Origin of the sequence: Gehongia tenuis, assembly GCF_014384795.1 — a bacterium.
Taxonomy (GTDB): domain Bacteria; phylum Bacillota; class Clostridia; order Christensenellales; family NSJ-53; genus Gehongia; species Gehongia tenuis.
This window is the reverse complement of record NZ_JACRSR010000003.1, coordinates 143,724-161,810: the sequence shown is the minus strand read 5'-3', so window position 1 is coordinate 161,810 and position 18,087 is coordinate 143,724. Positions and strand designations below refer to the sequence as shown.

At 53.2% G+C, this 18,087-nt stretch carries 17 protein-coding genes and 1 pseudogene; 10 read left to right on the top strand and 8 right to left on the bottom strand.

What is annotated here, in order from left to right; genetic code table 11:
- Positions 1–9 precede the first annotated feature (9 nt).
- From H8696_RS08695 to H8696_RS08675, 5 genes are all read left to right on the top strand, one after another.
- Positions 10–1,527 (top strand): fibronectin type III domain-containing protein, encoded by a 1,518-nt coding sequence (locus H8696_RS08695; RefSeq protein WP_249316728.1) that lies wholly within the window; start codon positions 10–12, stop codon positions 1,525–1,527.
- Positions 1,528–1,546: 19 nt separating this feature from the next.
- On the top strand, positions 1,547–1,849 hold the full coding sequence (locus tag H8696_RS08690) for a hypothetical protein (protein WP_249316724.1): 303 nt from the start codon (positions 1,547–1,549) through the stop codon (positions 1,847–1,849).
- 57 nt (positions 1,850–1,906) lie between these two features.
- Positions 1,907–2,779: a peptidoglycan recognition protein family protein gene (locus H8696_RS08685; RefSeq protein WP_249316722.1), complete on the top strand. Its 873-nt coding sequence runs from the start codon at positions 1,907–1,909 to the stop codon at positions 2,777–2,779.
- Between the two features lie 12 nt (positions 2,780–2,791).
- A complete protein-coding gene (locus H8696_RS08680; protein ID WP_283244965.1) occupies positions 2,792–3,043 on the top strand; it encodes a phage holin family protein in 252 nt (83 codons plus the stop codon).
- Between the two features lie 108 nt (positions 3,044–3,151).
- Positions 3,152–4,306, top strand: a complete 1,155-nt coding sequence (locus H8696_RS08675; RefSeq protein ID WP_249316718.1) for an aldo/keto reductase — start codon at positions 3,152–3,154, stop codon at positions 4,304–4,306.
- 36 nt (positions 4,307–4,342) lie between these two features.
- Here the strand turns inward: H8696_RS08675 and H8696_RS08670 are convergent, their stop codons facing one another.
- Both H8696_RS08670 and H8696_RS08665 read right to left on the bottom strand, forming a co-directional pair.
- Positions 4,343–4,780: a GNAT family N-acetyltransferase gene (locus H8696_RS08670; protein WP_249316716.1), complete on the bottom strand. Its 438-nt coding sequence runs from the start codon at positions 4,778–4,780 to the stop codon at positions 4,343–4,345.
- A complete protein-coding gene (locus tag H8696_RS08665; protein WP_249316715.1) occupies positions 4,777–6,261 on the bottom strand; it encodes a potassium/proton antiporter in 1,485 nt (494 codons plus the stop codon). The genes H8696_RS08670 and H8696_RS08665 overlap by 4 nt, the downstream gene beginning before the upstream one ends.
- Positions 6,262–6,417: 156 nt before the next feature.
- Here H8696_RS08665 and H8696_RS08660 point away from each other — a divergent pair, with 156 nt between their 5' ends.
- Complete coding sequence (locus H8696_RS08660; RefSeq protein ID WP_249316712.1) at positions 6,418–6,900, top strand: MarR family winged helix-turn-helix transcriptional regulator; 483 nt, start codon at positions 6,418–6,420, stop codon at positions 6,898–6,900.
- The gene (gene ftsH, locus H8696_RS08655) at positions 6,897–8,738 is read left to right on the top strand and encodes an ATP-dependent zinc metalloprotease FtsH (RefSeq protein ID WP_249316710.1); all 1,842 of its coding nucleotides are present in this window, start codon (positions 6,897–6,899) and stop codon (positions 8,736–8,738) included. The genes H8696_RS08660 and ftsH overlap by 4 nt, the downstream gene beginning before the upstream one ends.
- A gap of 50 nt (positions 8,739–8,788) precedes the next feature.
- Here the strand turns inward: ftsH and H8696_RS08650 are convergent, their stop codons facing one another.
- The 3 genes from H8696_RS08650 to H8696_RS08640 form a co-directional block, all read right to left on the bottom strand.
- Positions 8,789–9,691, bottom strand: a complete 903-nt coding sequence (locus H8696_RS08650; protein ID WP_249316707.1) for a helicase associated domain-containing protein — start codon at positions 9,689–9,691, stop codon at positions 8,789–8,791.
- Between the two features lie 7 nt (positions 9,692–9,698).
- The gene (locus H8696_RS08645) at positions 9,699–10,952 is read right to left on the bottom strand and encodes an EAL domain-containing protein (RefSeq protein ID WP_249316704.1); all 1,254 of its coding nucleotides are present in this window, start codon (positions 10,950–10,952) and stop codon (positions 9,699–9,701) included.
- 204 nt (positions 10,953–11,156) lie between these two features.
- Entirely contained in the window at positions 11,157–12,266 is a 1,110-nt protein-coding gene (locus H8696_RS08640; protein ID WP_249316702.1) for a tyrosine-type recombinase/integrase, read from the bottom strand.
- A 572-nt stretch (positions 12,267–12,838) separates the two neighbouring features.
- On the opposite strand from H8696_RS08640, the gene H8696_RS08635 reads away from it, so the two are divergent.
- Both H8696_RS08635 and H8696_RS08630 read left to right on the top strand, forming a co-directional pair.
- The gene (locus tag H8696_RS08635) at positions 12,839–13,537 is read left to right on the top strand and encodes a FadR/GntR family transcriptional regulator (protein ID WP_249316699.1); all 699 of its coding nucleotides are present in this window, start codon (positions 12,839–12,841) and stop codon (positions 13,535–13,537) included.
- The gene (locus H8696_RS08630) at positions 13,522–14,298 is read left to right on the top strand and encodes a GntR family transcriptional regulator (RefSeq protein ID WP_249316697.1); all 777 of its coding nucleotides are present in this window, start codon (positions 13,522–13,524) and stop codon (positions 14,296–14,298) included. The genes H8696_RS08635 and H8696_RS08630 overlap by 16 nt, the downstream gene beginning before the upstream one ends.
- Before the next feature lie 6 nt (positions 14,299–14,304).
- Here the strand turns inward: H8696_RS08630 and H8696_RS08625 are convergent, their stop codons facing one another.
- The 3 genes and pseudogenes from H8696_RS08625 to H8696_RS08615 form a co-directional block, all read right to left on the bottom strand.
- Positions 14,305–14,703, bottom strand: a complete 399-nt coding sequence (locus tag H8696_RS08625) for a ribosomal maturation YjgA family protein (RefSeq protein ID WP_249316695.1) — start codon at positions 14,701–14,703, stop codon at positions 14,305–14,307.
- The gene (locus H8696_RS08620; RefSeq protein WP_249316693.1) at positions 14,700–15,980 is read right to left on the bottom strand and encodes a cytochrome c biogenesis protein/redoxin; all 1,281 of its coding nucleotides are present in this window, start codon (positions 15,978–15,980) and stop codon (positions 14,700–14,702) included. The genes H8696_RS08625 and H8696_RS08620 overlap by 4 nt, the downstream gene beginning before the upstream one ends.
- Positions 15,973–16,426 (bottom strand): annotated as a pseudogene (locus H8696_RS08615) (DUF6125 family protein). Before H8696_RS08615 ends, H8696_RS08620 begins: the two are co-directional and overlap by 8 nt.
- 265 nt (positions 16,427–16,691) lie before the next feature.
- Between H8696_RS08615 and H8696_RS08610 the strand changes: the two are divergent.
- Positions 16,692–18,068, top strand: coding sequence for an MATE family efflux transporter (locus tag H8696_RS08610; RefSeq protein WP_249316691.1), 1,377 nt, complete (start codon positions 16,692–16,694; stop codon positions 18,066–18,068).
- Positions 18,069–18,087 lie beyond the last annotated feature (19 nt).

Here is an 18,087-nt window from a genome sequence, read left to right as displayed (position 1 = left end):
GGGATCGGCATGACCATATATCCTCAAAATAATATCGGCGACCCACCCTATATAACCTATGAGGTCACCTGTTCCTGTGTTCGAATCAGCAGCGTGGTTCGCTACACCTTTTCGCTGACAGGCCGCTTCACCACCCATTCCGGCAGCGACATCAATGACACCCGAGCCCATCTGGGGACTGGTACTGGAACCGATATGAATTTCTATGTCTCCTATGGCGGGACAACTCGATCGGTACAATTCAAGAGCACCAGTGATTACTGGAGTTATCCTGGGACCAGAACGGGCAGCGTGTCCATCGATATCGAAAATATTTCCGGCACCCCTTTGACCTGTTCCATTTGGACGGCCAGCGGCGGTTATTTTAAAACCTCCGGTATCTTTTCCACCACCATGGCCACACCCACTGCAACCCCCTATTACACCAATCCCAGCACACCGACTGTCGAAACCGATAAAAAATCCATGCTCATTGGAGACGCCGTGCGCATCAGCTGGACTGCCCGTGCCGGAACCAACAATCCCATACTAAGCTATTCCGGTCAGTATCATATCGAAAGGAATGGCTTCTCGACCGGCTGGTACAACATTGGAAATCTAGGCAATGCCTCTTACAAAGATTTTGTACCCAGCGTCAACAGTGCTGAAAGCATACAATATCATATCTGCGCCAACGGACAGCATTCCAGTTCCGCCTATGGCAATAGTCCGTCAATTTATCTTGTCCAAAGACCCGCCATGGGCGCGGTCACTCTCAGTCCTGGTTCGGGCTATTTTGAGTCGGTCCGAATCTCCTGGAATGCCGCAACAGCATACAGCGGCAATCCTGTCAGCCGTTATGAAATCTATTATCAAACGGCATCGCCCGGCAGCTCTTGGAGCGGATGGAACAGCCTCGGCTCCGTATCCGGCGTCACGCTCAATCATACCTGGAACGGCGGTGTTCGCGGAAATTCCTATCGCTTCATGGTTCGGGCCGTGGGCGGAGCCTCCGTCTCCGGCAATAATTGGACCGACTCGCCTGTCACGGGTTCCATTCAAAAAGCGCTCACTCCATCCACGCCAAACGGTCTCTCCTCCAGCTTAACGACCATCGAACCCGATGGTCAGATTCTTTTGTCTTGGAATGCCGCAGCCCCAAATTCCGGAACGCTGGAAGCCTATGAAGTCAGCGTGGACTGCAATCTTGGCAGTGGCTGGAAAGGCTTTGCCGTCATCCAGAACACGGCGGAAAACTCGCTGATCACGGCCCCCTGCGGCTATACCGCCTTTGATTATACAGGAGATCCGCCCGCAGGCAGTCAGTTCCGCTATCGGGTTCGGGCAAAAAATTCCTTCGGCGTATGGAGCAGCTACAGCGCTTATTCTCCCACAATCACCCTATCCCCCTATCTTGGCGTATACTGCCCGGTGAACGGTGTTTGGACAGCCTGCCGTTTGTACTATGCCGTGGATGGCGAATGGGTCCGGGTTGCACCCCACTGGGCCTCGGAAAACACTTGGCAGGCGATGGGTGTTACAAAATGATACAAAGCGGGGTGAATTTATGGAGTATGTGACGAAGGAAGCTTATGAAGGCCGGTGCAAGATTGCAGACGAGCGGTTCGCGAGGGATAAAGACCGGCTCGACCGGCTGGAAAAAATGATCGAGGAGAGTCATGAACTGGCGCAATCGGTTCACGAACTGGCCACCGAAATGAAAAGCATGCGTAAAGACATCGATTCTTTGAGCAAGCGTCAGGAAATCATCGAACAAAAACCCGCAAAGCGCTGGGAGCAGGCCATGGGCTACATCATGGCGGCTTTCCTGTCCGGCGTGGTGGGATATTTTATTGCAGCAATTTCTTAGCGCTGCACCTTCAATTCCCCTTCCCATGGTAGGGTTAAGCAAAGGAGTGTGAGGCATATGCAGATTCTTAAGGAGCAAATGCAACTCATAGAGCAGCTGCTCCCGGCGGGAGCGAAGAACAAACCGGGGCGGACCATGACCCCGAAGTATATCACCATGCACAACACCGGCAACACTGCAAAGGGCGCGGACGCAAAGGCCCATGCAGGCTACCTATTGAGCGGCGCCGGGGGCCAGAAGGTCTCCTGGCATTACACCGTGGATGACGGCGTGATCTATCAGCACCTTGCCGACACCGAGCAGGGCTGGCACGCCGCCGACGGCCGGGGCCCCGGGAATACCCAGTCCATTGGCATCGAGGTGTGCATGAACGCGGGGATCGACCAGGCGAAGGCGGAGGAGAACGCCGCAAAGCTGGTGGCCCAGCTCATGCACAAGCATGGCATTCCCCTCGCCAATGTGACCACCCATCAGCACTGGTACCCAAAAAAGTACTGTCCGGCGCTGATTCTGCCCCATTGGGACAAGTTTGTTTCGGCGGTTGAGGCGGCCTATGCCGGAGGGGAGGCGGTGATTGATGTGACGAAGGGACACAACGTACTGGTCAAGTGGTCCAAGGGCGAAGAAGTGAAGGAACTGCAAACCATCCTGAACGGGCTGGGCTATGGACTTGATGTGGACGGGACCTACGGCCCGGCAACGGAGGCGGCGGTGAAGGACTTCCAAGGCAAGCACAACCTCGAGGTGGACGGTAAGACCGGTCCCAGGACCTGGGCGGCCCTGGCTCAGGCAACGGAGGCTCATGACGATGCTCTGTACCGGGTGCAGATCGGAGCGTACCGGGACAAGGCCAATGCGGAGGCGGCGAAGGAAGCGGCGGAAGCGGCGGGTTTTGAGGCGATCATCAAGATGGACGACGGGGAGGGATAGAAAGTGAAGTTTATGGATTATATCATAGGGGACGCACTGATTCTGATCCCGGCGCTTTGGATCGTGGGCGCGCTGATCAAGCACGCCTTTGAGAAGGTGCCGAACTGGACGATTCCCTTCGTGCTGCTGATGCTGGGAATCGGTGGCGCGATAGGGCTGATGGGCCTGTCGGTTGAGAGCGTCATCCAGGGCATTCTGGTGACCGGTGCGGCGGTCCTCGGCAATCAGCTCATCAAGCAGGGACAACAGGCGAAAACCAATTAAATCAAAGGGTATGGAGGTCTCCATACCCTTTTTTTACCTCATTACCTTGCATGTGTCTCCGTCCTGTCCTATAATATAGATAACGATTACACGAGAGGAGGATGTGAGATGCAATATCGTCCTTATGGGAAGGAAGGTTTCGAAGTGTCCGCTTTTGGCATGGGCTGTATGCGCCTGCCTCGAATCGTCAAAGCGGACGGAAGCGTGGAGGTTGATCGGGAGAAGGCTTTTGAGCTTATCCGTTATGCAGCGGATCATGGCGTCAATTATTTTGATACCGCCTATGGTTATCACCGGCAAAAGAGCGAGGAAATATTAGGTGAGGCCTTGGACGGCGGTTATCGGGAGCGGGTTAAAATTGCCACCAAGCAGCCCTTTGCTGTGATGAAAACCCAAAGCAATATCCGAAGGAATCTGGAAAACACTCTTAAGAAGCTTCGGACTGACCATATTGATGTCTATCTCATCCACAACATCCAGGCCAGCGCCTGGGAAGACATCAAGAAGCGCAAGGTTATTGAGGAATATGAAAAATTCAAGGAAGAGGGGCTTATCGGCGCCATTGCCTTCTCTTACCACGGTGAATATGAGCCCTTCAAAGAAATTCTGGAATTCTATCCGTGGGCCATGTGCCAGGTTCAGCAAAACCTTTTGGACTGCGATAAGGAAGTGACCGAGGAGGGCATCAAACTGGCCGGAAAGCAGGGCACGGCGCTGGTCATCATGGAGCCTCTTCGAGGCGGCGGCCTTGCCAATGCGCCGGATGATGTTCAAGCTATTTACGACGAATATCCCGTCAAGCGCTCCCCCGCCGAATGGGCTTTCCGATACATGTACAATCACCCGGAGGTGAGCACAATCCTGAGCGGCGTGACTACGCTGGAGCAGCTGAAGGATAATATTCGTATCTTCTCTCAGCCCGATGCTCTGCCCGGAGTCATGACGGCCGAAGAGATGGACATCGTGCAAAGAGCCAAGGCCGCCTACGAAAGCAGAGTTACCATCCCCTGCACGGGCTGCGAATACTGTATGCCCTGTCCCAAGGGTGTGGACATCGCCGGTATCTTCCACAAATACAATACGGGCATGATGTTTCGTAATTTCGACAACCCCCAGCGGACCTACATGTTCACCCGCAATGCCGGCCAGGACGTATCCAAATGCATCGCCTGTGGCGCCTGCATGACCAAATGCCCCCAGCATATCGAGATCGTCGATCAGCTTCGGGTAGCTCATGCAGCTCTGGATGGCTGGAACGAATAAGTAAAAAAAGCTCAGTGTTTTGACACTGAGCTTTTTTTAACCCTTTTTATGGACCATGATGAACCTGCCTGGCAAACGAACTGCCTTTTCAAAACCCAGCCGTTCATAGAAACGGATGGCGCCCACATTTCGCTCAAAAACATAGAGGCGAAGTTCCTTTTCTCCGGCCAGCGCCAAACACTTTTGGATCACCTGCGTCCCGATTCTACGGCCTTGATAGGCCTCATGAAGGTAGAGATCATTGAGTTCCCAGCGATCATCCTCTTCCAGCATCAAATAATAGCCCGCCTTGGCATCATCAGCCCAGATGCAGCAATATCGATTCAAATTCTGAATAATTTTTTGCCGGATCCAAGCCATTACACGATCATACTGGATTGGAGGCAGATCCTCATAGCACGCCACGTGTTTTTGATTCAAGATGAAGATCTTATCCGCATCTTCCGCATCCGCCGGCAAAAGACGCACCATCATCCGCCTTCACCAATACTGGGTGGTGCATCTTTGGGATGCTTGTGCTGCTTATCCTGTCTGAGATTGCGCAGGACCTTGAAGTTTTGTCCGCTGAGCACCAGCGTATCCCCCACCTTGATGAGAGTGGATCCCTTTGGAACGACCACATCCCTGCCACGCTTGACCATGACGACCAGAATCTCCTCAGGTATCTCGGCTTCAATGATGGTCTTGTTTGCCCAGGGACTGTGGGGATGAATCCGGTATTCCAAAAGCTTGGTTTGATTCTCCTCCTGGTAATCGGTAAAGGTTTTGAACACGGAGCTCTCCTTCTCCACCAGCCCAAGGGTTTTGGCCAGCCTTGGAATCAGAGTGCCCTGCACTGCCACCGAGAAAAGGGCTACGAAAAAGACCATATGGAAGATATCGCCTTTCAGCGGCGCATGGTTAGCCACCGCATAGATGGCGAACACGATGGAAGCCGCGCCGCGAAGGCCCACCCAGGAAACCAGCAGCTGCTGCTTGAAGGGTATTTTGAACCAGCTCAGAATGCTGAAGGTTGCCAGCGGCCTGGCCACCACGATCATGAAAATGGAAACCAAGATACCGGGAACAATAATTTGCGGCATCTGGGACGGGAAGGCTAAAAGCCCGAGGGTAAAAAACAGCATGATCTGCATCACCCAGGAGATCCCATCGAAAAAATGCACCAAGCTGCGCTTGTGCATGATTCGGCTGTTGCCCAGCACAATACCGATGATATAGACGCATAGATAACCATTGCCGCCGAGGTATTCACTGAGCGCATAGCCCAGCACCACCACCGCCGTGACAAAGATCGGATAGAGGCCGTCGATCTCCAGATTGATGCGCCTTAAGACCATGGCGGCCAGCTTGGCAAAACCAAAACCGATACCGAGGCCCACCGCCAGCTGAAGCACCAGCATAAGAGGGATGGAGCCTGCGCCTTCCCCCTTGATCAGCATGACCATGATCATGGTGAGCATATAGGCAAAAGGGTCATTGCTGCCGCTTTCCACTTCCAAAAGCGGCGCCAATCCCCCTTTTAGGTTCAGCTTGCGGGAACGAAGTATGGCAAAAACGGAGGCGGCATCCGTGGAGGCCACCACCGAACCGATTAAGAGCCCTTCCAGCCAGGAACAATGCAGAATCAGATGACAAAAAACACCGGTCAGCCCCGCCGTGATCACAACTCCCAGCGTGGACATGCAAACAGCCGGCCCAATGACCGGTTTTGCCGTGCGCCAGCTGGTGCCAAAGCCGCCGTAAAACATGATGAAGATAAGTCCCACCGAACAGATCTTGCGGGCAAGTTCGTAATTATCAAATTCGATGCCCACCAGACCGTCCGACCCAAACACCATGCCCAGCACCATAAAAATGAGGAGTGTGGGCACCCCAAAACGATAAAGCAGCTTACTGGAAGTTACGCATAAAAGCAGTACAACCGCAATGATAATTAAGCCTTCCGTTAAACCCAACCATCAATCCCCCCTTCAACGGATTCCAAATTAAGTATATCATAAAAACATTCGATCGACCAAATTCGACATGCACAATTTTAATCAAATATTTATTGACAATATATATTATACATCATATTATTTATCCAGTATAGTATCGCAAGGAGGATGTTCATGGATCCCAATGTATTTCAGGAACGGCTCATGGAGCTGATTAGAAGCATCAACCTTCGTTTCACGGCCCTGCTCCATGATGTCTACGCCCCCCTTGGCATCACGCCTGTTCAGGCCATCATCCTGCTGGAGCTGATGAAGGGTGATTCCACCGCGGGCGAGTTGAGCAAAGCCCTGCATATGGCGGGTTCCAACCTCTCCAATGCCTGCAAGACTTTGGAAAGAAAGGACCTTATCCGCCGCACCCGGGACCAGCAGGATCAACGGATTGTCCGCCTTGCAATCACCGAAAAGGCGCAGAAGCTTTTCTGTTCACTGAAGCCCTCCCCCCGGGATCCTCAATTCGCTCTTTTGCGGGAACAGTCCGATGAGGATCTCAATATCATTTTGCAGGGGCTTGAACGCTTCAACATGCTTCTAATAAGCCTTGATAGCCTGGAGCAAACCGGGAAAACCTATAAGGAACAGGAGGAACAGCCATGAATGAAAAACCCCCGATCAAGGAAAAGAAACCCATAATATTTTATTATATCATTGCGCTCATCATACTGATATGCCTCAATGCCTTCTTGTTTCCGAGCATGAACCGCATTTCAGTGGAGGAAGTGGACTACGGCACCTTCCTCACCCAGCTGGATGATAAAAACATTGCCCAAGTGGAAATTGACGAAAAACAGATCGCTTACACTCTTAAGGACAACGATAAAAAGGTGTTCATCACCGGTCTTATGGACGACCCGGACCGGGTGAACCGTCTGCAGGAATCGGGTGCGCAGTATTCCAAGGTCATCCCCCAAGAAAATTCACCGCTGGTGGACTTTCTGCTCTACTGGATTCTCCCCATCGGACTCATGGTGCTGGTGGGCCAGCTCTTCTTCCGGGCCATGAAAAAAAGAATGGGCGGCAATGCCATGACCTTTGGCAAGAGCAACGCCAAGGTGTATGTGGAGGCCCAGACCGGCAAAACCTTCGACGATGTGGCCGGTCAGGACGAGGCTAAGGATGCGCTGGCGGAAATCGTGGATCTTCTGCATAATCCAGAGAAATACAAGGCCATCGGCGCAACCATTCCCAAGGGCGCTCTGCTGGTGGGCCCTCCCGGGACAGGTAAGACATTGCTTGCAAAGGCTGTGGCCGGCGAGGCCAAAGTTCCTTTCTTCTCCATATCAGGATCGGAATTTGTGGAAATGTTCGTGGGTATGGGCGCCGCACGGGTGAGGGATTTATTCAAACAGGCCCAGGAGAAGGCGCCCTGCATCGTATTCATCGATGAGATCGACACCATTGGCAAGAAGCGGGACAACGCTCTCGGTGTGGGCGGCAACGACGAACGGGAGCAGACGCTCAATCAGCTTCTTGCTGAAATGGATGGCTTCGATCCCAGCAAGGGCGTAGTGATTCTGGCGGCCACCAACCGTCCGGAAACGCTGGATAAGGCCCTGCTCCGTCCCGGCCGCTTTGACCGCCGCATACCCGTGGAGCTACCCGACCTCATGGGCCGGGAAGCCATCCTCAAGGTTCATAGCAAAAATGTAAATATGGCGTCCGGTGTGGATTACAACGCTGTGGCCCGGGCCACAGCCGGCGCTTCCGGCGCGGAGCTGGCCAACATCATCAACGAGGCCGCCCTGGCCGCCGTCCGGGCGGGCCGCACTCAGGTGGAGCAGCGGGATTTGGAGGAATCGGTGGAAACAGTTATCGCCGGCTATCAGCGCAAGACCGCGGTGATCTCCGATCGGGAGAAGAAAATCATCGCCTACCACGAAATTGGTCATGCGTTGGTGGCAGCCAAGCAGAAACATTCCGCGCCGGTTCATAAAATCACCATCGTCCCCCGCACCTCCGGTGCACTGGGCTACACCATGCAGATCGAGGAAGGCGAACGGGTGCTGATGAGCAGAACGGAAGCTTTTGATAAAATCGCCACGCTGACCGGCGGCCGCACCGCCGAAGAACTCGTCTTTGGCGTGGCCACCTCCGGCGCTTCCAATGATATCGAGCAGGCCACCAAGCTTGCCCGCGCCATGGTCACCCGCCTTGGCATGAGTGAGGAATTCGACATGATGGCCCTTGAGACCGTCACCAACCAATACCTGGGCGGAGATACGGCTCTTGCCTGCTCCGCCGAAACAGCCGCCAAAATTGACAGTGAAGTGCTCAGCCTGATCAAGAAGGCCCATGGCAAGGCCAGAAAGATCCTGGAGGAGAACGCGGACAAGCTCCACGAGCTGGCCGACTTCCTGCTCGAAAAAGAGACCATCACCGGAGAAGAATTCATGGAGGTGCTGAATCGTCCCGCTGTTGCCAACGGTGAGTCTTAAAAGCGTGTTCATTTTAAAGGGCCTCCTTTTTGAAAGGAGGTCCTTTTCGTCTAGGAGGCGGGTTTTTTACCAAAGGCATAAATGCCCAGTTTCATCAGCTTATTTTCCCGCTCCGCGGATATCTTGCCCCGGCTGAGGCTGGTCCGCTGTGTGGAGATCCAGCCGTTCATGCTGCGTCCGTCCGGCGCTTTGATCTCCGGCCACAAGGGCAGTTTGCCGTTCTGCAGAGCATATTCTTCAACCCAATGATACATCCTGTTCCATTTTTCTTCCCTCAGTCCGGATGCCGTCCATACCATATCCATCCGTTCGAGAGCCTCAATCTGTTCCAAGGTGAGTGGTTTGCGCTTCCGTTTGCCCAAATAACGTTCCCGCTGCACAGCAATCCATAAGCCGAGCCTCTCCCCACCCGCCGCAGTGTATTCGGAGGGGACCAAGAGATCGCCATGTTCCCGGTGATATTTTTGAGCCAGCTCATACCAGTCGAACCAGCTGTTTTTCTCGTAGCAGCTCCAGATCATGCCATATTGATCCAGATCCTGAATCTGCCCTTCAGGCATGCGGCCCGCCTTTCGCTTTTTCCGCTGCTCCTTGATCCAGTATCCCAGTCGGTGTCCATCCTTCGTAACATAATCGGTGGGAACGGCGAGATTGTGATAACGTTCATGGTATGCCTTCACCATATCCATCCACACATGCCATTTCAGCCGCTCCTCCAGCCTCCAGACCATTCCAATCCGTTCCAATGCGGCCTGCCGCTCCCCGCAGATGGGCGCTCCCAGGATACCATTGTACATGGCGCGCTGGCGCTCGATCCAGCGGCCAAGGCGGTAGCCCTTTTTTGTCTTATAATTGGATGGCACCAGCAAATCGCCGTGCTCCTCATAGTAATCCCGGGCCAGAGCATACCATCCGTCCCAGCTCAGTCTGCGATAAACTCTCTCCTTTTTCATCGTCGCTCTATCCCACCGCCGGGCCTTTCGGCATCATTTCATATCGTCCATGAATGGTTTCGTACATGTCATAGAATTCCTCCGGCGGAACCGGCGGCGAAAAATAGTAGCCCTGCGCCTTGGAACAGCCAATCCCGGCAAGATAGCGGCACTGCTCCGCAGTCTCCACGCCTTCACATAGGGCATCGATGTGAAGCTTCCTCAGGATGCGCAGCATATCCGGCAGAATGATCCGATTCCGGCTTTTCAGCGGTTCCCTGTCCGAAAGAAACCTCTTATCCAATTTCAGCACATCAAAATTGAGTTCCTGAAGGATGTTCATGCCGGTGTACCCCGCTCCATAATCGTCAATGGACACGGTATACCCATATCCGCGCAGCTGGTCGCAGAATTTTGCCGCTCCTGCAAACTCGTTCAGAGGAATACTCTCCGTCAGCTCAAACTCCAGCAGATGAGGCGGTATGCCGTATTCCCGCACGATGTCATGCAGTCTTTTTGCTTCATCTTCTCTGATATGCAGGCGGGACAGATTGACGGAAGTGCGCACCACGGGCAGTCCTCCCAGCAGCCTTTGTGCCATATGAGCACAGACTTTGCGAAGCATCATTTGGTCCAGTTCCAGGATGGACCCATTTTTCTCCATGATGGGTATAAAGGCCTCGGGGGGGATCACCGTGCCTTCCCGGATCAGCCGGGTCAAGGCTTCCGATCCAATGATCTCTCCGCTCTCAACGTTCACCTTGGGCTGAAGATAAAAGATAAAACGCTCCAGATCGTCCATCTCCCCCGCCATATCCTTTTTAACCATCGCCCCATGATTTGTCCCATGATTTCCGGCGTGCCGACACGCCGTATATGCGTTATCCAGTGCGTCCGCCAGGCTTTCCTTCCTTTCAACAGGTGCAATGCCGCAATGAATTTGCATATGGCCGCGGGAAAGTATCCGCCCCTGCTTTGACAGGAACGCTTCGGCATGTTCATCATAAGCACGTGCCATCTCTCCTTTTGACCGGGTTTCCCTGGTAATGGCAAGAATTGCAAACTGATCTGAAAAAATTCTTTCGCACGCCGCTGCCTCCGGGATTCGACTGATATACTCCGCTGCCGTCAAGTGCAGCGCGCCGTCGCGCTCCATGCCGTTAAGGCGGTTCACTCCCTTAAGCTGTGCAAGATCCACGTAATATACATAGGCCCGGCCTTCATGAAAGGAGGTCTGTAGAACCGTCTGTGCTTTTTCTAAAAACGGCGTATGCGGAAGCATACAGCCCTCCTTTCTGGCCACCACGCTCATGGCCCCATTTTCATAGATCGATATTTCCATGTTTTTATTGGATAATGAAGATATTTTGCGGTTACCTTAAATCTTGTAAGCGTTCGCAAAATCGTTTATATTGCAAATCGTCCTTCAAGTCCCAGAGCTTCACCGGTTTCAGCAGAATGCCTGACCATTTTTGACGGCTCATTCTTATGCGGTCAGCCGTGCTGTATGCATCACCTTCCACTTCTTTTCCATGGTGCAGTTATCGTAATGCTTGATGGTCATCTGGGAAGAACTGTGGCCCAGGATCTCCGAAAGTGCCTTGTATCCCATGCCCCGTTCCAGGCAACGCATGGCAAAGGTGTGGCGCAGGGTGTGCATATGGGCGCCGCGGATGTCAGCCCTCTTTGCCAGGCGCGCAAAACCCTTCTGCACCGTGCGGGGCTCGGCGGCGCCTCCCTGAGTGCCGGGGAAGATGAAGCCGCCCTGCACAGTGCCTTCCTCTTTCATGCGTTCTTTAAGCATCTTAAGCAAAAAAAGCGGCAGCGGAATTTCCCGGATGGAGCTGTCCGTTTTCGGTCTTCCCACCACAAGCTGAGTTGTGCCTTCACCGTTTTTGATCCGTTTTACGGAGCGGGTTACGTATAGCAAGCCTGCATTGAAGTCGATATCTTCATATCTTAGGGCGCAGAGCTCTCCCAGCCTAAGTCCCGTATAAAGGCAAAGCAGGTATTCCAGTCCGCCCGTTTCTAGGGCGACCCGTTCCATCCGGCTCTGTTCCGCCGCGGTCAGCACACGAGGCTGCTTTACGTGAAATTTGGGCAGGCGGATGTCCCGAAATGGGGACTCGGTCAGCAGCCGGTTTTTTACCGCGCTTGCCAGAATGCTCTTGAGAAGGCGGCACAGCCCGTGCAGGGTGCTGGATGCCAGCTTATCCCTCAGTCCATCCACCATCTCCTGGATCTGCTGGCTGGATAAGGCCTTTACCGCATGGTTTCCCAGCCAGGGCTTCAAATGTTTATCGATGCTGCGCTTGTAAAGCTGGTATGTGGTTGGCCGAACATAAGGCTTCTCGATTCCGTCCAGCCAATAATCCATCCATTCGGCCATACTGCCGTTTCCATAGATCAAAACCGTTGATCCGCCGGAGGTCATTTGTTTGGATTTTAAAAGCACCAGCTCACGCTTGACCTCACTGTAGCTTTTGCCATAAATGGAGCGAAATTTGGGCTTGCCTTCCATGCTTCGCCCTACAATATAGCGGCCTTCCCACCTTCCATCCTTCCTGTGATAGATGTTTTCTCCACGTCGTGCCATGTTTTTTCTCCCTTCGATTTGACGGCCCATTTGACGGCTCATTTTTGCGTCGCCTCATCGAACTTCCGTTTGCATATTCCAAGCTTTGCCGCAGGTTTTTCCGCCTTCGTGCCTCTTTTGACCCTTGATCATCTTGAAACATTGACACGATTCAGGAAAATTGCTAATATGAACTTGGTCAAACGTACCCTTTTCGGGTTCGTTTTCGGAATATAAACGATTTTGCGAACGTCCTTCCAAATTGGGGGGCGTTTTTTTGCTGTCTGCGGCAGGGCGGATTCTGTAAAAAGGGTATAAAAATTCCCCACCCGCCGCATTACTGCAGACACAATGGGGAAGCGATCCGGGTTCTGACACAAAAGGCGCAGCAGAAAACAAAGGCCCCCGATCTGGCTGCCTCATGTCTTGTCGCTTTCCCCTGTATGGCTTTTTGTGTTCCGGAACAATATAAATGAACATGAGAGGGCACCCTCCCTGTTCAATTTTATAGGACTATTTTAAATAATATTTTGTGACTAAACAACCGCTGTCTGGACACGCTAGCATATAGGTTGTAAAAAAAATAGGCTAGTGTGAGGTGCCTTTTGGACGAAAAACGAACGCGATCCTCCTCCATTCATGAAAACTTGCGGGAACAAATCATATCTGGACTTCGGGAATATGGCAGCAGACTGCCCTCCGCCCCACAGTTATGCAAATCATATGGTGTGGGAATGCGGGCTGTTCGCACCGCCCTAAAGGCGCTCAAGGAGGAGGGGCTGATTGAAACCGGCGAACGCCGGCGTGCCGTTGTTGTCTACAGAGACTCTTTGATGGAGCAGTCCGCTGATGTCCAAAGCATTCTGCAGCGTAAATCTTCCGTCCTGGCTGTTTACCAAACCATGGAACTCATCATGCCCGATATCCTGACCTTCTGCGCCCAATTTTCCGGTATCATTGAGCTTGAGCACTATGACAGCACTATGAAATGGACAATGTATCATCGAGATTCACTCAGACGCTGGAGAGTGCCCTCTGCCTTTTTTCATGATATCCTCGTTTCCTCAGGCAATCCCCTGCTCGCCTCCTTGTACACGACTTTGGAGATGTATGGCGAAGCTCCTTTTTTAACCGCCTGTCAAAGGTCCATGCAGCTCAATCAATATAAGTTTGAAAGGCAAAGCGTATCATACATCTTGGACGCCTTGAAAGCTGGCAAGCCTCAGGACGTTCGTGACAGCCTTACCAGCCATTACCGCTACACCACCCCCGTTTGGTGCAGGAAACACTAAATCGGCTGTCCGCCCAGTATCCGGGTACGGTGGAGCAGGCTGATGAGCACTTTTTCTGGAATGCGGCAGGAGATCGATATCCCTATTATCTACGAATCATCCAAAACCTCGTGGGCAAGATCGGGGCAGGGATCTATCCGCTGGGTACGTTTCTACCCTCGGAAGCGGCTTTGGCAAAGGAGTATCAGGTATCGATACATACCATCCGCAGAGCGCTGGCATATCTCAATCGAATGCATTTTGTCAAAACGATCAACGGCCGCGGAACCCGGGTGATTTCGCCGGATAAACAAGCCAGCATCACGGGCGCAAGCCATATCAGTATGCGGCTCTATTTGAGTGCCATTCAGCTGATGACACTGATCATCCGTCCAGCGTCCCTATTGGTCTTTGATAAGCTGGATGCCAGTGTTCAAAAACAGTTGACGCTTAAGATGGAGCAGCCCCATGGCATTCCTCTGACCCACATTGCCGACTGCGTCATCGAAAACACACCGCTTTATCCGCTGAAGGTGATTCTCCAGGAAGCCAACTATCCGCTCAGGTGGGGCTACTATTTTTCTTTTGACAGCCGCGGCAAATCCGGCACGGCTCATATTAATGAGATTAGTTTGAAAGCGTTTGCATGCCTGCAAAAAGGAGATCAGCAGGGCTTTGCTGATCTCCTTTTTAAAAGCTATTGCTATATTCTTGACAGCGTATGCAAACCGCTTTGCGAAAACGGACTGGTGCGGGACAGCTGGCTTATCCTTCCCCGCTGATTCCCCTCAGCTTCTGCCGGATCCAGCACGCCCTTTCCGGTGCCTCTCAAAAAGCCCCAGGCCCAAAGCCGTGAGCCCATAGAAAACCAGATCCCAGGGATCAAAGGTGGAACCAAGGAGCGTTCGGAAAAACTTTGAATCCCCAAGCCCCAACTTCCCCACCAGATCGAAGACCTGGCTCACCTCCACTGCCGCCGCGAAAAGAAGGATCAGCAACGGCAGGAAGGGCATGGGCCGGTGGATAAAGATGCGAAAGAATGCGTAAAGAAGAACGATCACCAGCGCATCCCCCACCAGCGGCCGAACAAAGTCGTCTCGGACATACAGCGCAATGAAAATCTCCATGGCAAGCAGGCCGGCGAAGAGGGCCGCGTATCGAAGATCCGGCCTCCAACCCTTTTTCATTCGGCCTCTAAGGTTTGATCGACGATCCGATCCATAAGCTCTCGGGTGAGACTGCCCGGCGCATAGCCGTAGATGTTGCCCTCACGGTCGATCATGAAGGTGGTGGGAAAAGAGTTGATGGCGTAATCATAGAAGACTTCCTGGGTTTCGTCGAACACCACAGGAAAAGTGTAGCCATTCTCCTTCAAAAAGTCGATGATGCCCTCACGGCCCTTCTCCTGACCCACGCCAGGCGCCGCCACAGCCAGCACGATCACATCGCCCGAATTCCTGTCCCAGTCCTGATAAAGGGACTCGATATGGGGCATCTCCATCTTACAGGGACCGCACCATGTTGCCCAGAAGTTGAGAAACACTACCTTGCCCTTGTAGTCGGACAGGGTATGGCTGTTCCCATACTGATCGGTCAGCGTGAAATCAAAGGCCGCAACTTTTTCCGGTGTGGGCGTGGGCGTTTCCAAGCCTTCGGGCGTGGCCAAAGCTCCAGGTGCGGAGGGGCTGGGCGCGGGTGCAGGGGTTTGTGTGATGATGGGCGTCTCCGAGGGCGCCGCAGGCTTATTGAGATAGCCGGTGATGCCATTCATCCAGCCGGTTAACGTCATAATGCCCATCACGATGAGCACCACGCCGCCGATCTTGATGGTATATTTAATCCAATTCTTCCTCTTCTGAAGAAAATTCAGCATCTGAGACGTAAATAGGCCCAGAACAAGGAAGGGCACCACGAATCCAAGAGCGTATACGGCTACGAGCAGATTGCCCACCAACGCGCTCTCCGCGCTGGAGGCCAGAATAAGCACAGAAGAAAGCATGGGCCCCACGCAGGGTGTCCAGGCAAAGCTGAAGGCAAATCCCATTAAAAAGGCAAAGAAGGGATTGACCGTCCCAGGCATCTTGAGATGCCAGCGCCGCTCCCGCTGGAGAAATTTGAAATCCAAAAAACCCACCTGTACCAAACCCAGCAGGATAATAAGGATTCCGCCGATTCTGGCAAAAAGGGTTCTATGCTCGTTCATGAAGCTTCCAAGGGCCGAAAAGGACATACCCAGCACGAAGAAGGCCAGCGAAATACCCAGCACGAAACAGGCCGTATGGAAGAACACGCGGCCCCTGTCATAATGGATTTCATCCCCATCCGTCTTTTTGGCCCCGCCGGCCAAATAGCTGATATAAACGGGGAGCAGCGGAATCACACAGGGCGAGAAAAAGGACAGCACGCCCTCCAGAAAAACCATAAGAAAGTTGATGCTGCCCGCATCCACCAAACCGTTAAACATTTTCGCTTCCTTCCTTTAAGGTAAATTTCCACATGCAGTTGCAGCCGGGATCGGTGACATCGGGATGGCAGCTCAGTGCCTCCGTTTCGAAGCGGTCGTCGATGGTCTTTGCAAAATAGGTGTATTCCAAAATGCCGGTTTCGTGCGTTCTGTACACGGCAGGTGACCACCCGATAGATCACCGTGCTGCCCTCCACGATGATCTCATCCTCATTGAGGGGCGCATAAAGCCTGAAGCGAAGAGCCCGGGCCAGTCCCTCCACCCCCGCCCGTTCCGGAAGGCCCAGAAAAGCTTTGATTCTGCGGGCTTCGATCACCGTGAAGCGTTCCCAGGCATGGGCGTCGTGTTCCAGGGCCTCGGACAGGCCCAGTTTTTTTTCTATGGATTGGAACCAAAGGCCGTCCAAGGCCAGCCAGTTTTTGGCGTAGATTTCCACCAGCTCCATCAGCTTCTCCCGAGGCAGATCCTCTATCTTTTCATAAGGCATTCTCAATTCCTCCTCACATGCCCCATTATACCGTAATCCCATGCAAAAAAACACCGCTGCGCTTCCTTGACTTTGTTTTTCCGTTCCTATATAGTGTTATTAGAGTTTGCCATGCAAGCTTTAGCAACCTGCGTACGCCGCAATTGCGTACAAATTGTTGCCCCTCGCGAGAGGTATACATCGAAAAACAATTTTTGCAATTGCGGAAAGGCGGGATTTTTTTATGTTAGCATTTTTCAAGGATATCTTCAGCGATAAGCGCTTCTATCACACCCTCATCACCTTGGCAATCCCCATCGTCATTCAGAATTTCCTGCTGTCCTCCCTCAATATGGTGGACAGCTTGATGGTGGGCGCCTTGGGCGAAACAGCCATCGCCGCTGTGGGCGTGGCGAATCAGCTTTTCTATCTTTTCAACATCACCATCATCGGCGTGGGCACCGGCTGCAGTATCTTTATCGCCCAATTCTGGGGCAGCAGCAACCATGAACCCATCAAAAAGGTGCTGGGCGTGGGGCTGATGACCATGCTGTTCTTTGCAGTAATTTTTACCGCGGGAGCGCTTTTCATTCCCCATATCATCCTCGGCTTGTTCAGCCGTGATCCCGCGGTCATCGAGCTTGCCACTCAGTATCTCACCGTGGTCTCTCTCAGCTACATCATCACCGGCGCCACCGTGGTCTTCACCAACGCTCTCAAGAGCATCGGCAACACCAAAGCGCCCATGATTGTCAGCATTATCGCCGTGGCCACCAATGCAGGGCTGAACTATGTCCTCATCTTTGGCAAGCTGGGTTTCCCCGAACTGGGCGTTCTCGGCGCCGCCATTGCCACCGTTATCGCTCGGATCATAGAATTTTGCGCCATCCTGTTCTTCGCCCTTCGAAAGAATTCTCCTCTCCGGGGAAAATTCAGATCCTATATCACCGTCAGCAGGGATCTGGTGAAAAAGCTTTACGCTTCCATGGTGCCGGTGGTGCTGAATGAAGCGGTCTTTGGCGTGCTCACCTCCCTGTACACCGTAGCCTATGGCATCATCGGCACCCAGGCCATTGCCGCCGTACAGATCTCCAACACCGTGCAGAACCTGTTCACCGTGGTCTGCATCTCCATGAGCGGCGCGGCGCTGGTCATGGTGGGCCATGAGATCGGCGCCGGGCATATGGATGAGGTGCATCACTACGCCCGCCGTCTCACCGTGCTTTCTCTCATGGTGGGCGCGGCGCTCGGTATCGCTCTCGCCCTGGCGGCACCGCCCATCTCCACCTTGTTCAACGTATCCCCCGAGGTACGCCAGTCCGCCATCAACCTGATGCGGCTGTTCTCTTTGATACTGCCTCTCACCGTGGTCAACATGGTGGTGCTCTTTGGGGTGCTTCGGGGCGGCGGGGACACCAAGTTTCCCCTCTACGCCGAAGTTTTCACCATGGGCTGTCTGGCGGTTCCCCTGGCTTTTCTGGGCGCGGCCGTCTTTCATTTCACGGTGGAGCAGGTGTATATGCTGATCATGATTGAACCGGCGGCCAAATGCGTCCTGTGCTATTTCAGGATGCGCGGCAATAAATGGATCAAGGATGTCACCACGGGAGTCGCAGCTTAAAGCACAAAATAGGCGTTAT

Bases quoted from the DNA above. Each gene is read 5' to 3' on its own strand.
- H8696_RS08695 (WP_249316728.1), top strand. From the start codon at position 10: ATGACCATATATCCTCAAAATAATATCGGCGACCCACCCTATATAACC.
- H8696_RS08690 (WP_249316724.1), top strand. From the start codon at position 1,547: ATGGAGTATGTGACGAAGGAAGCTTATGAAGGCCGGTGCAAGATTGCA.
- H8696_RS08685 (WP_249316722.1), top strand. From the start codon at position 1,907: ATGCAGATTCTTAAGGAGCAAATGCAACTCATAGAGCAGCTGCTCCCG.
- H8696_RS08680 (WP_283244965.1), top strand. From the start codon at position 2,792: ATGGATTATATCATAGGGGACGCACTGATTCTGATCCCGGCGCTTTGG.
- H8696_RS08675 (WP_249316718.1), top strand. From the start codon at position 3,152: ATGCAATATCGTCCTTATGGGAAGGAAGGTTTCGAAGTGTCCGCTTTT.
- H8696_RS08670 (WP_249316716.1), bottom strand. From the start codon at position 4,780: ATGATGGTGCGTCTTTTGCCGGCGGATGCGGAAGATGCGGATAAGATC.
- H8696_RS08660 (WP_249316712.1), top strand. From the start codon at position 6,418: ATGGATCCCAATGTATTTCAGGAACGGCTCATGGAGCTGATTAGAAGC.
- ftsH (WP_249316710.1), top strand. From the start codon at position 6,897: ATGAATGAAAAACCCCCGATCAAGGAAAAGAAACCCATAATATTTTAT.
- H8696_RS08650 (WP_249316707.1), bottom strand. From the start codon at position 9,691: ATGAAAAAGGAGAGAGTTTATCGCAGACTGAGCTGGGACGGATGGTAT.
- H8696_RS08645 (WP_249316704.1), bottom strand. From the start codon at position 10,952: ATGCTTCCGCATACGCCGTTTTTAGAAAAAGCACAGACGGTTCTACAG.
- H8696_RS08640 (WP_249316702.1), bottom strand. From the start codon at position 12,266: ATGGCACGACGTGGAGAAAACATCTATCACAGGAAGGATGGAAGGTGG.
- H8696_RS08625 (WP_249316695.1), bottom strand. From the start codon at position 14,703: ATGAAAAAGGGTTGGAGGCCGGATCTTCGATACGCGGCCCTCTTCGCC.
- H8696_RS08620 (WP_249316693.1), bottom strand. From the start codon at position 15,980: ATGTTTAACGGTTTGGTGGATGCGGGCAGCATCAACTTTCTTATGGTT.
- H8696_RS08610 (WP_249316691.1), top strand. From the start codon at position 16,692: ATGTTAGCATTTTTCAAGGATATCTTCAGCGATAAGCGCTTCTATCAC.